Source organism: Pseudomonas graminis (assembly GCF_013201545.1).
GTDB lineage: Bacteria > Pseudomonadota > Gammaproteobacteria > Pseudomonadales > Pseudomonadaceae > Aquipseudomonas.
In genome coordinates, this window is sequence record NZ_CP053746.1 from 4,438,280 (window position 1) to 4,451,401 (window position 13,122).

Here is a 13,122-nt window from a genome sequence, read left to right on the forward strand (position 1 = left end):
TCCCACACTGTCGCGAGGGCCAGGCAGCTGCTTGAACATGACCACCCCCACGTTGCGAATCGCATATCTCAGACCTTCTTCATGGTGATTCCAGCGTTGCTCATCACGACTTCAAGTGGCGAGGGATCGTAGGCATTGTCTCTGATCTTCAGAATCGAAACCTGCCGTTGAAGTTCAGTCCGATGCTGTACGAACTGGACGAGCAGCAGGTTATCCACCACGCCGGAGATATCCGGTGCAGGAAGGCTCACGGGGTGGTCGAACAATCGCTGCGCTTCCCAGGCCGCCATCACCGTCACGCCACGGGCGCGAAGTTCGCTGAGCAAGGCGTCAAGCACGTCTGGCACCCGACTCTGATCGGCGGCCGCCCGGCCCAGGGCGTTGAGGCTGTCGATGAACACGCGTTTGATCTGTAGTCGCTCTATCCTGTCGAGCAAGTCGTAACAGGCGCGATCAATCAGACCTGCCGAGGCCGGGGACCAAACGATGTGCAGCGCGTCCGACGCCTGCAGTGCCGTGAAGTCCACGCCGAGAGAACGCGCTTTGGTCATCGCCCGCTGCGGCGACTCGTGAAAACCAAAGTAAAGCCCTGGTTCCTTTGCGGAACAGCCGTCCAGAAACTGGATGCCCAGTGAAGTTTTGCCGGCGCCTGAAGGCCCCATGATCAGCGTGACCGAAGACCGGGCCAGACCGCCACCGATGTGGGCGTCCAGCCCCTTGATGCCGCTGCTCAGAATGGCGTGGGGGTATTCGGGCATGGCGTCGCTTCGGGTCAGCATGCATTCGAGACGCGGATAAATGGAAATGCCCTGCTCGTTGATTTCGAATTCATGAGCGCCCGGGATCGCGCCGCTGCCCCGCGTCTTGCGCATCTTGATCCGACGCACCGTGCTCGACCCGATGGTGTCTTCGCCCATCTCGATCACGCCGTCGACCATGGTGTGCTCGGGACTGCCATCGTCCAGTTGCGAGCTGGTCAGGAACAGCACCGTGCAGCCGGCGAAGGCGGCGTGCCCCTGCAGCTCGGAGATGAATTGTTTGGTGTCCAGAGGCGTTTCTGCCCTGGAGCGCGCGTTGAGCAGACCGTCCAGAATCAGCAGACTGGAATGCTGGCGGGTGATCTCGCGGCGCAGCAACTTCACGACTTCGTCCAGACCATCGTTCTCAAGGGTGTCGAACGCGCTGACGAACTGGATGCTCTGGCCCACCGCCGCGCGATCAAAGAAGCTCAGGGTGGAGAGGAAATGAAACAGCCGGTCATGGGGTTCGGCGAGCAACGTTGCGAACAACACGCGGCCGTTTTGCCTGACATGGTTGAACCCCAACTGGTTGGCAAGGATTGTCTTGCCCGACCCCGGGCGCCCTTGAATGATGTACGAGGCGCCGGCAACGAGGCCTCCTTTGAGCAGTGCGTCGAAGCCCTTGATCCCGCTTTCAAGGCGTTTTAGCTGATTCAAATCCGCTCCCTTTCCCGATGTGCATCAGGCCTGAAAATACGCATTGCTCACGCGCGAAGGCCGATACAGTGGCGGGTAATCGCGGATCAGTCCAGCGTGTCGCAATGCGGCCGATTGCGGGAGGTGCCGCTGCTGCTTCGGGATCCCGTTCCGCGCCCTCGACAGGCACAAAAAAAAGCCCGCTTTCGCGGGCAAAACCGATGGAGTCATAGGGGATGAAGCAGTCCAGCCCGCAAGCGCTACTGTGAAATAGCCACAGAAACGCCGGGGCTCAATGAAGTCTGTCTACCCCTTTCACGGATTTCGGCAAGAGTCCGGCTTTGAATTGCTGAACGAACAACGCCGTTCTGAATCCACGCCCCAGCGTCGCTGCTTCCGCTTCAAAGCGAACCAAACATGAGGTGAAGTCCGGCTGGGCTTTATCGCTGAACAATTCGCTGACTCCATTGAGCGTCGAATCTTCTAATAAACGGCTCATTAGAATTCTCCATGCTGTACGCGGTTGTGATCACGTAGACCGTAGGGCCGGCTGTGCACCGGCCCTACCCTCAAGGTTTACTCAGCTTTGCCCTGTGCCAGACCTGATCCGAGATCAGCACCGGTCATCGGGTCAGCGTCCAGGTCAGACTTCAGGCGCTCCTTCATCATAGTCAGGGTGACCGAATCGTCTTCGCTCAACGTGACCGAAGCGGTGCCATCACCACCGTCTACCGCCGGCCTTGGATTCTCGACGTATTCGAAATCAGCGTCGCTGTTCCACGGCCCGCGTACGTTCGGCTCGCCGTTGGACATACTGAAGTAAGTCCGGGAGAACTCTGGCATGCCTGGCAGCTTGCCTTGCGGGAAGTTAGGCTGGATCGAGTGCAACGCTTTCTCGAAGGAAATCTGATGCGCGATTTCACGGGTCATCAGGAAGCCCAGCGCGTCCTTGATGCCCGGATCGGTGGTGACGTTAATGAGGCGCTCGTAGACGATCTTGGCCCGCGCTTCAGCAGCGATGTTCGAACGGAAGTCGGCCGTCGGCTCACCGATGGTGTCAATGTAAGCTGCAGTCCATGGCACGCCAGCAGAGTTCACCAGCGGTGCACCACCGCCGTAGAGAATCTGGGTGATGTGCGAATCATTGCCGGCGCCGTTGATATCGCGGTAAAGCTCGCCTTCCGCTTGCACGCCTTCGGCCAGTTTGCCTTTGCCGCCTTTGTTAAGCATCACGATGATCGAGCCGATAATCTCGAGGTGGCTCAGCTCCTCGGTAGCGATGTCCATCAGCAGATCCTTACGGCCTGGATCTTCTTCAGCCAACGCTTGGGTGAAGTAACGGGTGGCCGCTGCCAGCTCGCCCTGGGCGCCGCCAAACTGCTCCAGGAGCAAATTGGCCAGACCCGGATTAGGCTCCGCGACGCGAACGGTGTATTGAAGACGCTTATTGTGCAGGAACATAGTGTTACTCCCTTCTCAGGCTAATTCGTATCAGGGTTTTTAACGACAAGTTCATGTTTCGATTACGGCGATCGGTCAACTAAGCAGAACGCACAGATATAAAGAGAGGTGCCTGAAGCTCGAATTCAGGAAAGCGTGGGCGGACCCGACCGGTGGTTTGGCGCCGAAAGTTTAATAACGGTCGATTGTGTTCCGACAGGCGGCGTGTTGATTCCTTGGAGGCTCCGCCAACCATGGAGGAGCGACCCCAAGGGACCTGAATCAGCGGCGAGCAGTGAGAAACCGACGGCATTGCACCGTCGATTCCCCCGTGTTTTTTTTAGCAAGCCCCTTTGATGGCCAGCGCAGGTTGATTTCAGCTGGTAACGGCGCCCTTTGGGCCACTGGCAATGAGGGCCGCACCACACGCGGTTTTCATGCCGTCCAGCGCAACGGGGATTCCATCCACCGCGTACGTGCTGCTGCCTTCGGCGATGGGGAAAATACCTTTGCATAACGGGCAACTGACGTTGTGTCCTACACCGGCGATGGGCTTGCCGTTGAGGTCGGTGTGCGAAAAGGCCTGAAGCACAACGCCGCCGTGAGTGGTGAGGTCGCCTAGGCGGATGATGTCTTTCATAGTTGTGAAGACTCTCGGTTAGTTTGATTGAGTAATTATCTGTCTACGGTGATTGGTTATAAGCTGCTCAGCGCTGCCAACTATTTCGTAGTACCCGTAATGTAGGAGCTGGCTTGCTGGCGAACGCGTTGTATCAGGCAATGCGATCCTAGGGCGTCTGACGGCCAGAACGATTAACTCGCAAGCGGCGTCTTGGAACGTTGACAATCGAATTACCAACTTCCATAAGGAACGCCGTGCCGGTCTATCCAGGCTTGCGCCGCTGGATTTGGTGCTCTGTAATACAGCCCTTTATTGTTCAGATAAAAGCCGCGAGGCTCAACTTCGGCCTGAAAGCGGCCGACTTCTTTGAAGCCCAGACATGATCCGCCTAACCAGACTTTGACGATCCCGCCAGGTGCCATGCCTAGCGTGATCGTCTCTCGATAGTCTTCCTTCCACTCGGCTGCCCATCGACAAAACGCTCGCTCTGGCCGAATCATCTCTTCGCGTACCCACTGGGGTATTTGTATTTTGATCTTGTAAGCCTGAGGCTCTACCAGTGACTGCCAACGCAGGAAGATCTGGTCGGGTAGATCGACGTTATTTATAGGTTTTCCTCCTGACACCCCTTGGTGCCAGCCCTCGACTTTCCCTGTATAACTCGCGACGCCGCCGTGCACCCTGAAGAAGGCGAGTCCACGCGTATCCAGAACGTCGACGGTTTCCACCCAGACTTCCATGTGCTTGGGTGCAGCGAAACCTATGTGCCAGGCCGGATACGGCAGCTTGGGGGCTGGTGGTAATCTTGGCCCACTCGCGCAGGCACTGAGATTGATCAATAAACCAACCGCAAATATCAGGTGCCTCATTCGGGGTAACCTTCTTGCGGACGGTTGAGATGCACATTCCTACGATTAAGTGGTGCCGGTTTGCTGAATAGGAAGGGACCCTCAGGGGTCCAGTGCGCGGACAGGTGGATGTAACGCGCTCGGAGTAATTTCTGCTGCGCAGGTTCAAGTCGTACAAGCCGGTCTGTCATTACCTGCTGCAAGATTCGCTTCGAGATTGGCACGAGTTCATCGGGCAACATGAATCGTTTATCCGTATCGGTGATTACGTCGAATGGAACGCCGTGATGTATCCCCAGCTCACGCATGACACGCAGTGCAATCAAGCTCAGTTCACCATGCACGGGGCGTTCGAGCAGCACTGCTATCCAGTAGTCCTCGGTGACCGACGCAGCTTTGCCGCGAGGGTTAGTTGCTGCAGGCCAGGCTTTCACCGCAATGTAGCCATCCCGGGCCACACCTGATTCGCGCAATGCCTTGGCGTCCGCCTCTGCACGGGCCCAAGCGGCATGGGACTCAACCCTTTGGCCGGTCGGAACGCTAGCCTTGCAGGGCTGCGTCATCCACAACTTTTCTCGTGCTCGTGGGAGATAGCCCCCGCCGACATCAGAGTGAGCGCCGCACTGGGTTCCGAGACATTCATTTGTGCGGTGGCGTGATGGTTGCGAGTCCGCAGCAGAATTACCAACTGCCATACGGAATGCCGTGCTGGTCGACGTAGGCTTTGTTCTCCGGTTCGAGCGGGATGTACTTGCCTTTGCTTGCGCCACGGTAGGGGCCGAGCGGTTCGACTTCGGCTTGGTAACGGCCGACTTCTGTGAAGCCCAGACACGATCCGCCTATCCACACTTTTACAATTCCGCCGGGCGCCATGCCTAGCGTGATCATCTCTCGATAGTCGGTTTTCCATTGCTGATTCCACGGGCAAAGGACGCGCTCGGGCCGAACCATCTCTTCACGTACCCACTGTGGTATCTGTATTTTGATCTTGTAAGTCTGCGGCTCTGCCAGGGACTGCCATCGAAGTAAGAGCTTGTCAGGCAGGTCGACGTTATTGATTGGCTTTCCTTCTGACGCCCCTTGGTGCCAGCCCTTTACCTTTCCGGTGTAACTCGCGACCCCGCCGTGTACTCGAAAAAACGCAAGTCCGCGCTTGTCCAGCACATCGACGGTCTCAACCCAGACTTCCATGTGTTTTGGCGCGGCGAAGCCCACGTACCAAGCCGGGTACGGCAACCTGGGGGCGGGCGGGAATCCTGAGCCATTCACGCACGCACTTAGACTCACTAACAACACCACTGTACAGACCATGCGCCTCATTCTGGATAACCTTTTTGAGGGCGATTGAGGTGCACGTTCCGGCGTTTGAGCGGTGCCGGTTTGCTGAAAAGAAAGGGACCTTCCGGGGTCCAGTGCGCGGAAATGTGGATGTAGCGTGCTCGTAGCAATGCCTCTTGCGCCGGTTCAAGTCTTACGAGCCGATCCGCCATGACCTGCTGCAAAATTCGCTCGGCGATGGACTTGAGTTCACCCGGCAGTGTCAGGTCCGGCCGCTCCTCCAGACCTTTGAAGGGAACGCCGTGACGTATCCCCAGCTCACGCATGACACGCAATGCAATCAGGCTCAGTTCGCCATGCACGGGGCGTTCGAGCAGGACGGTTATCCAGTAGTCCTCAATGACCGACGCGGCTTTGCCGCGAGGGTTAGTTGCTGCGGGCCAGGCTTTCACCGCAACGTAGCCATCGCGGGCCACGCCTGATTCGCGCAAGACGTTGGCGTCCGCTTCTGCACGGGCCCAAGCGGCATGGGACTCAACCCTTTGGCCGGTCGGAACGCTGGCCTTGCAGGGCTGCGTCATCCACAACTTTTCTCGTGCTCGTGGGAGATAGCCCCCGCCGACATCGGAGTGAGCGCCGCATTGGGTTCTGAGATATTCATTTGTGCGGTGGCGTGATGGTCGCGAGTCCGCAGTAGCATTACCAACTGCCATAGGGGATGCCGTGTTGGTCTATCCAGGCTTGCGCCGCTGGATTGGGTGCTCGGTAAAACAACCCTTTTCCGTCTTGGTTGGGGCCCAGCGGCTCGATTTTCGCCTGGTAACGGCCGACTTCTTTAAAGCCCAAGCACGATCCGCCTAACCACACTTTTACAATTCCCCCTGGCGCCATTCCTAAGGTGATGGTGTCGCGAAAGTCTTCTTTCCACTCGCCAGCCCAGAGGCAAAATCCTTTCTCTGGTTTGATCATCTCATCACGGACCCACTGCGGTATCCGAATGCTGATTTTGTAAGCTTGAGGCTCCACTAGTGACTGCCAGCGCAGAAGGAGTTGGTCTGGTAAGTCGACGTTGTTGATGGGTTTGCCACCAGATGTGCCCTTGTGCCAGCCCTCGGGCTTACGCGTGTAACCGGCGACTCCCGCATGCACGTTGAAGAAAACGTATCCCCGCTGATCGAGCACGTCGACGCTTTCCACCCACACCTCCATGTGCCTTGGCGCGGCGAAACCTATGTACCACGCCGGATAAGGCAGCTTGACAGGTGGGGGTACTGAGCCTCCCGTTGCGCAGGCACTTAAGCTGATCAGGAATCCGACCGCAAAGACCAGGTGCCTCATTTGGGAAACCCGGTCTACAAATGGAAGCCTTGAACAAAGCCGCAAGTGCGCTAGCCGTCGCGTGCCGTGATGCTCCTTGTTAGCACTCATGGCCGAGTTACCAACTGCCATAGGGAATTCCGTGCTGTTCTACGTAAGCTTTATTCTCCGGTTCGAGCGGGATGTACTTGCCCTTGCTTGCGCCACGATAGGGGCCGAGCGGTTCGACTTCGGCTTGGTAACGGCCGACTTCTGTGAAGCCTAAACATGGCCCGCCAACCCAGACTTTCACAATGCCTCCCGGAGCCATTCCCAGCGCAATCGAGAAACGGTAGCCATCTATCCATTCTTTTGAGCCGCGGCAGTAGACCCGCTCTGGCCTAACCATTTCAGCGCGTACCCACTGAGGGATGGGAATTCTGGCCTTGTAAGCTTGCGGCTCAACTAGTGACTGCCAGCGCAGAAAGATTTGGGCAGGCAGATCTACGTTATTTATAGGCTTCGACTTGCCCCCTCCTTGATGCCAGCCTTCCACTTTCCCGGTGTAGCTCGCGACCCCGCCATGGACTCGGAAAAATGCAAGGCCACGCTGATCTAAAACATCTACGGTCTCCACCCACACTTCCATGTGCTCTGGCGCGGCCAACCCTATATACCACGCTGGATACGGCAGTTTAGGAAACGGGGGGAGTCTGGGCCCACTCGCGCACGCGGTAAGGCTCAGCAGCATGCCGGCTAAGCAAATTAGCCGTCTCATTCTGGGTAACCTTCTTGCGGTCGATTGAGGTGCACATTCCTACTATTCAGCGGCGCCGGTTTGCTCAATAGAAAGGGACCCTCAGGGGTCCAGTGAGCGGACATGTGGATGTAACGCGCTCGTAGCAACGCCTCTTGAGCAGGCTCCAGGCGTACGAGTCGGTCTGTCATGACCTGCTGCAAGATTCGCTTAGCGATAGGCATAAGCTCCTCTGGCACTGCGAGTTCAGGCCGCGCTTCCAGACCCTTGAAGGGCACGCCGTGACGTATCCCCAGTTCACGCATAACACGCAGTGCAATCAAGCTCAGTTCGCCATGTACGGGGCGTTCGAGCAGCACGGTTATCCAGTAGTCCTCCATGACCGACGCAGCTTTGCCGCGAGGGTTAGTTGCTGCAGGCCAGGCTTTCACAGCAATGTAGCCATCGCGAGCGACGCCTGATTCGCGCAATGCTTTGGCGTCTGCCTCTGCACGCGCCCAGGCCGCGTGGGACTCAACCCTTTGGCCGGCCGGAACGCTGGCCTTGCAGGGTTGCGTCATCCACAGCTTTTCTCTTGCTCTTGGGAGATAGCCCCCGCCGACATCGGAGTGAGCGCCCGGCAGGCCTATCTGAAGGTGCGTGTGGTGAACATTATTGAGAGAAAAGTCGGCGCGATATTCGTCGAGCGCTTGAAGGTGAATAACCTGCCGAGCGCAGTCGGGTGGTAGGTAGAGATTGACGCCACGATTGACGTCATCGCCTGGACTGAGGTCGCCATGCAGAGGGTCTGAGATGGCCGCAACGGTATCGAAAAGGTCAATCAGGTTAATGCATGCGTCTGTCGAAGCGTCAAACCCTTTCTTAAGACCGAAGTTTCCGGCCTTGAGCACTTCGGCGAATATGCCGCACTGCGGCTTGAGGAATTCATTTGCGCAGTGACGCGCTGCAGCTGCTCCGCGGCTGAATCCGAAAATATCGAGCTCAACTTTTTGAATCGAAGTTCCCGGATTGATTTCGCCGAAAAAGCTGAGCTGGTTCTTGATGGATATTGGTGCCTGTTTGACACGAGCCACCACCCCAGTTTCACCCTGCCCGAGGCCTTGACCAATCAGCCTGTCATCTTTGCCGCCACTACGTGTGCCGATGCCTTCCATGTAGACGGATAGGTAGGCGATCTTTTGGTCTTTGTTGAATGGAGTAGTACTGTTATCCGGATACAAGTCATACAAATACGCCACATTGCTCGGCGCATTTCCGTAACTGTTATTCGGCGCGCTGTTGAACGCACTCCCGTCAAACTCTCCAAACCCATACTGCTTGCACGTCGCGGCGATGCTCTCCAGCTCTTCACTGCTAAAGCTCTCAAGATCCTGCCGTCGGCACTGCGCCGTCGCCGCCGCATTGCTCTGGTTATTCCCCGTCCCATCAAAGAACAGCCCGATGCGCAGGGTGATGCCTTCGGTGATTTCCTCTTCCTCTTCTTCCTCCTCCAGTTCAGGTGCGGGACGCGGCGTTAGCCATTCTTCGGGCTGTGGAAAGTCGATCGCGATGTTTCCAGGCAACATCGTGTGGACGGGCATGGTCTTGCCGTCCTTGTCGGTCACGCCGTTGAATACTTCGCCGTTCTGGGTGGTGATCCGGTAACGGACAAAGCGTGCGGCGGCCTGTTGCGCGTCGACCAGGGTGTACCCCGCCCCATAGCCATAAGGTATCGGCGTCACCGGGGTGGTCAGCGTGGTGGCACCGCCCTTTAGCACGTAAACGGCACGGTGATAGATGTTCCCCGGCGCGCCCAGCTCGATCTCGCCATCCTTGATGCGGATGAACGCGCCGCCGCAACTGAGGACGAGTTCCTTCGGGGCGCTGATTTCTATCCGGCCGGCCAGGCTTTCAATCTTGATGTCGTCTTGGGCGAGCGCATGCAGTGCGGCACTTTGGGCGTGAAGCTGAACGTCGCCCTGAACCGCTTTTAATTGCAGCCCTTGGGTGACGGCGCACAGGCTGATTGCACCCTCGGCAGTGCCGGTGATGTTGCGTCCCGCGCTGATGTCGGTTGAGCGTGATGAGGTGATGGCAACGCTTTCGCGACCGGACGACAGGCAGATCGCTTCGGGGCTGACCATGCCGATGCCGGCCGGCGCGTGCAGCAGAAGTCCGGGTTCGGTGAGATGGGTGAGCGCATCGTTCAATTGCGTTTGGCCGCTCGTATCGGCGGGAATGGCGCCCGCACTTTTTGCGGCTTGGGCCATGGTGCGCGCCAGGGACAGCGCGGTTTCCAGCTGGTCGATTGCAGCGTCCATGTCGAGCTGCATCCCGTGGGCCCTGGTCTGTTCATCCGCACTGATAAACAGCCCGCTTCCCGCCCGAATCGCACCCCAGCCATCGGTGCGCAATTCAAAGCCTTCGCCGCGCTTATCCTTCTCGTTGTCGACCAGATGCCCAAGGTTTAGCTGGCTCTTGCCGCTGTGTTCGGTGCTGAGTTTGATGTGTTCCTTGCCGCGATCGTCTTCCATTCGCAGCTTGTTATTGGCGGGAGTGCGCAGGACGTTGCGTTTGTAATCGCTGCGCAGCAGCGTCACATGGTCAGGATGGCGATTGTCATGAAGGGCATGGGCGATGTAGGGCCGGTCCGGGTCGCCTTGCTCAAACGCGATGGCTACTTCGGTGCCGCAGATCAGCGGCAGGTGCAGGCCGTGGGTGTCGCCGGCATACGGACGGGCAAGGCGCAGCCACAGACTTTCCTCACCGAGTTTCCAGCTATCGCGGTCGAACAGAAAGCCGACCTTGTAACGACCTTCGCTGTCGATGTGGCTGTAGGGATCGTTGGCCAGCGAGCTGGTGACACGGGCCGGAACAGTGCCCACTATCTCAGGCTTGGTCAGCAAAGGCGGCCGAAAACACACGCTCTCCGAATATGGAATCGCCTCAAAGCTCAGCTTAAAACTGCGATCCCGCGCGGCTCGTAACCGTAATCGTGTGATCACCGCCCCCGGCTCAAACGCCTGCGGTGCGCCACCGGAAGTCTGCAGCACCTGGGCCAATCCCAACGAAGCGCTGCTGCTGATACCGCTCAGCCGAGTCTGATCATTCAGATAACGCTCATGCCGCAACCGCCCATAGAAAAACCCGCTTTCCCCCAGCAGATCTTCATCCTGATCCAGCTTGTCGCCCAATACGCGATATGGCTCCGCATAGTGATACGCCTCGCCATAAGTTGTGGTGTCACCCCGCGTCTGGTCCACATCGCCATCCAGCCATGCGTTCGCATCCCGATGGTGATAAGCCCGAAAGTGAACGCTCTGCTCCACCACCCCATGACTGACCTGCAGCCCCCAAACCCCGTCCGCACCGCTGCTGCCCAGCCCCGACTGAGGCCGGTAGGGCAGACTGATCCGAGGCCGAACGTAATGCCGCTGATCATCATGAAACTCGACGACCGCAATCCCCAATCGCTCGTCATTGGTAAATCGATACCAGATCCCCACTTCAGCCAGCAGCCGCGAAATAAACGCCAGATCACTCTCGCCGTACTGCATCACCTGCTCGCGCTTGGGATACTCCCGCACCAGCGAAAACAGAAAATCCTGCCCCTCAAAATCATGCCGCGTACGCAGAATGCTCTCGACAATCTGCGGCACCGACTGATGCTGATAAATCCGAAACTGCCGCCCGCGCGCCAGCAACGCCAAGCGCGGTTCCAGCGTCACTTCATAGCGCGCTTCGTCAGCAGAACCCGACAGTCGCTTGAACCCGGTGACCACCCCATGCAACGTCCGCAACACTTCAACCCGAGGGACCGGCAACCCACGAATCGCAACAGGCAACGTATGTGCCGCAGCATGCAGGCTGAACTGAGCGGTCTTCCCCAGCATCCGCTCGGCGCCGATGTCCTGCTCGACGGAGGTGAATTCCACACGGTAGAGAAATGGCTGACTCAGCTGCTCCTCACCCTCAAACGCCAGCACATCAAGCGAAAAAGGAAGGCGATGAACAACAAGCTTATGGCGACTGTTATCGAAGAAAGGCGGCATTGCGTTAAGCATGAATGAGCGTCCCTGGCAGGAAAATGCGCCCCCGACCGGTCCATAAAGGACCGATCAACTCATCCATGACAGGGGCTGAAGCGGGCGAAGATGCGGCATTTCAAAGTGTGACTCCAGAGGGGGAGGCACGAAGGAGACGGTTCCAGCGGCATTTACGGACTAATCCTACAAACCCAAAATCGGCAGCAAACCCAACCCCGCTTTCTCTGGCACAATCCCCTCTTTTTTCGAGCAGGACAGGCCAGAACATGGATCTGAATAACGTTTTTCAGCGCTTGAACACCGGCAGCAAGAAGTGGAGCCAGTACCCCGAAGACGTGCTGCCGATGTGGGTGGCAGACATGGATTTCCCCGTGGCCACCCCCATTGTGCAGGCGCTGAAGAACCGTCTGGAGCACCCGCTGCTGGGTTATTCCGTGCCCCAGCAAGCGCTGCGGGAAACCCTGGTCAAGCATCTCGCTGACCGGTACGGCTGGCAGATTGAGGCGCAGGACCTGGTGTTTCTGCCCGGCGTCGAGCCCGGCGTGAACATGGCGCTCCATGCACTGGTCTCGCCGTCCAGCGCGGTGCTGGTGCAGACGCCCAACTACTCGCCGCTCCTGCATGCGCCGGCCAACTGGAAACTGCCGCGCATTGATCTGCCCTTCCATGTCGACGCCCGGGGCGAATACCCCACCGACGTCGCGGCGCTGGAACGCGCCCTGCCCGACCATGGCGCGCTGCTGCTGAGCAATCCCCACAACCCGCTGGGCAAGGTATTCGAACGCGACGAATTGCTCGCCATCGGAGAAGCCTGTGTGCGGCGTGATGCGCTGATCATTTCCGACGAGATCCACGCCGACCTGCTGTTCGACGGTCGTCAGCACACGCCGATTGCTTCCCTGAGCCCGGAGATCGCGGCGCGCAGCGTGACGCTGATGTCGGCGAGCAAGGCGTGGAACATCGCCGGGTTGAAGACTGCATTCGCCGTGGTGCAGAACGCCGAGTTGCGACAGCGTTTCAATGCCGGGCGCCTGGGGCTGGTGGACAGCGTCAACGCACTGGGCCTGGAGGCTACCGAAGTCGCTTATCGGGAAGGCGCTCCCTGGCTGGAACAAGTCGTGGCGTATCTGCAGGACAACCGCGATTACCTGGCCGATGCCATCAAAAACCGCTTTCCGGGGATCACGATGCACCTGCCCCAGAGCACGTACCTGGCGTGGCTGGATTGCTCCGGCCTGGGGCTTGACAGCCCGCAGCAGTTCTTCCTCGAACACGCCAAAGTTGCGCTCAGCGACGGACTGGAATTCGGCGACGACTGCGGCCAGTTCGTACGTCTGAACTTCGGCTGCCCACGGCCAATGCTGGAGGAAGGCTTGGCGCGCATGGAACGCAGCCTGCGCGACATCTGACACCTTCCCGG

General features: G+C 58.3%; 11 protein-coding genes and 1 pseudogene. 1 reads left to right on the forward strand and 11 read right to left on the reverse strand.

Annotated features, from left to right (window positions below; translation table 11 throughout):
• Nucleotides 1–68: 68 nt before the first annotated feature.
• The 11 genes and pseudogenes from FX982_RS20020 to FX982_RS24595 all read right to left on the reverse strand — a co-directional run.
• Nucleotides 69–1,457, reverse strand: a complete 1,389-nt coding sequence (locus FX982_RS20020) for an ATPase domain-containing protein (protein ID WP_172612216.1) — start codon at nt 1,455–1,457, stop codon at nt 69–71.
• Between the two features lie 271 nt (nt 1,458–1,728).
• Entirely contained in the window at nt 1,729–1,935 is a 207-nt protein-coding gene (locus FX982_RS20025; protein ID WP_172612217.1) for a hypothetical protein, read from the reverse strand.
• Nucleotides 1,936–2,012: 77 nt separating this feature from the next.
• On the reverse strand, nt 2,013–2,897 hold the full coding sequence (locus tag FX982_RS20030) for a manganese catalase family protein (RefSeq protein ID WP_172612218.1): 885 nt from the start codon (nt 2,895–2,897) through the stop codon (nt 2,013–2,015).
• A gap of 355 nt (nt 2,898–3,252) precedes the next feature.
• The gene (locus FX982_RS20035) at nt 3,253–3,516 is read right to left on the reverse strand and encodes a PAAR domain-containing protein (RefSeq protein WP_122624966.1); all 264 of its coding nucleotides are present in this window, start codon (nt 3,514–3,516) and stop codon (nt 3,253–3,255) included.
• Between the two features lie 212 nt (nt 3,517–3,728).
• On the reverse strand, nt 3,729–4,238 hold the full coding sequence (locus FX982_RS20040) for a DUF2931 family protein (RefSeq protein ID WP_254074941.1): 510 nt from the start codon (nt 4,236–4,238) through the stop codon (nt 3,729–3,731).
• 125 nt (nt 4,239–4,363) lie between these two features.
• Nucleotides 4,364–4,909, reverse strand: a complete 546-nt coding sequence (locus FX982_RS20045; RefSeq protein ID WP_172612220.1) for a hypothetical protein — start codon at nt 4,907–4,909, stop codon at nt 4,364–4,366.
• A 118-nt stretch (nt 4,910–5,027) separates the two neighbouring features.
• Complete coding sequence (locus FX982_RS20050) at nt 5,028–5,561, reverse strand: DUF2931 family protein (RefSeq protein ID WP_254074835.1); 534 nt, start codon at nt 5,559–5,561, stop codon at nt 5,028–5,030.
• 101 nt (nt 5,562–5,662) lie between these two features.
• Entirely contained in the window at nt 5,663–6,205 is a 543-nt protein-coding gene (locus FX982_RS20055) for a hypothetical protein (RefSeq protein ID WP_172612222.1), read from the reverse strand.
• A 118-nt stretch (nt 6,206–6,323) separates the two neighbouring features.
• The gene (locus tag FX982_RS20060; protein WP_254074836.1) at nt 6,324–6,821 is read right to left on the reverse strand and encodes a DUF2931 family protein; all 498 of its coding nucleotides are present in this window, start codon (nt 6,819–6,821) and stop codon (nt 6,324–6,326) included.
• Nucleotides 6,822–7,059: 238 nt separating this feature from the next.
• Nucleotides 7,060–7,557, reverse strand: coding sequence for a DUF2931 family protein (locus FX982_RS20065; RefSeq protein WP_241043551.1), 498 nt, complete (start codon nt 7,555–7,557; stop codon nt 7,060–7,062).
• A 1,910-nt stretch (nt 7,558–9,467) separates the two neighbouring features.
• Nucleotides 9,468–11,720 (reverse strand): annotated as a pseudogene (locus FX982_RS24595) (type VI secretion system Vgr family protein); the annotation flags it as partial.
• Between the two features lie 248 nt (nt 11,721–11,968).
• Here FX982_RS24595 and FX982_RS20075 point away from each other — a divergent pair.
• The gene (locus tag FX982_RS20075) at nt 11,969–13,111 is read left to right on the forward strand and encodes a MalY/PatB family protein (protein ID WP_172612225.1); all 1,143 of its coding nucleotides are present in this window, start codon (nt 11,969–11,971) and stop codon (nt 13,109–13,111) included.
• Nucleotides 13,112–13,122: the final 11 nt, after the last annotated feature.

Coding starts and splice junctions, on each gene's coding strand:
- FX982_RS20025 (WP_172612217.1), bottom strand. CDS start 1,935: ATGAGCCGTTTATTAGAAGATTCGACGCTCAATGGAGTCAGCGAATTG.
- FX982_RS20030 (WP_172612218.1), bottom strand. CDS start 2,897: ATGTTCCTGCACAATAAGCGTCTTCAATACACCGTTCGCGTCGCGGAG.
- FX982_RS20035 (WP_122624966.1), bottom strand. CDS start 3,516: ATGAAAGACATCATCCGCCTAGGCGACCTCACCACTCACGGCGGCGTT.
- FX982_RS20040 (WP_254074941.1), bottom strand. CDS start 4,238: ATGGAAGTCTGGGTGGAAACCGTCGACGTTCTGGATACGCGTGGACTC.
- FX982_RS20045 (WP_172612220.1), bottom strand. CDS start 4,909: ATGACGCAGCCCTGCAAGGCTAGCGTTCCGACCGGCCAAAGGGTTGAG.
- FX982_RS20055 (WP_172612222.1), bottom strand. CDS start 6,205: ATGACGCAGCCCTGCAAGGCCAGCGTTCCGACCGGCCAAAGGGTTGAG.
- FX982_RS20075 (WP_172612225.1), top strand. CDS start 11,969: ATGGATCTGAATAACGTTTTTCAGCGCTTGAACACCGGCAGCAAGAAG.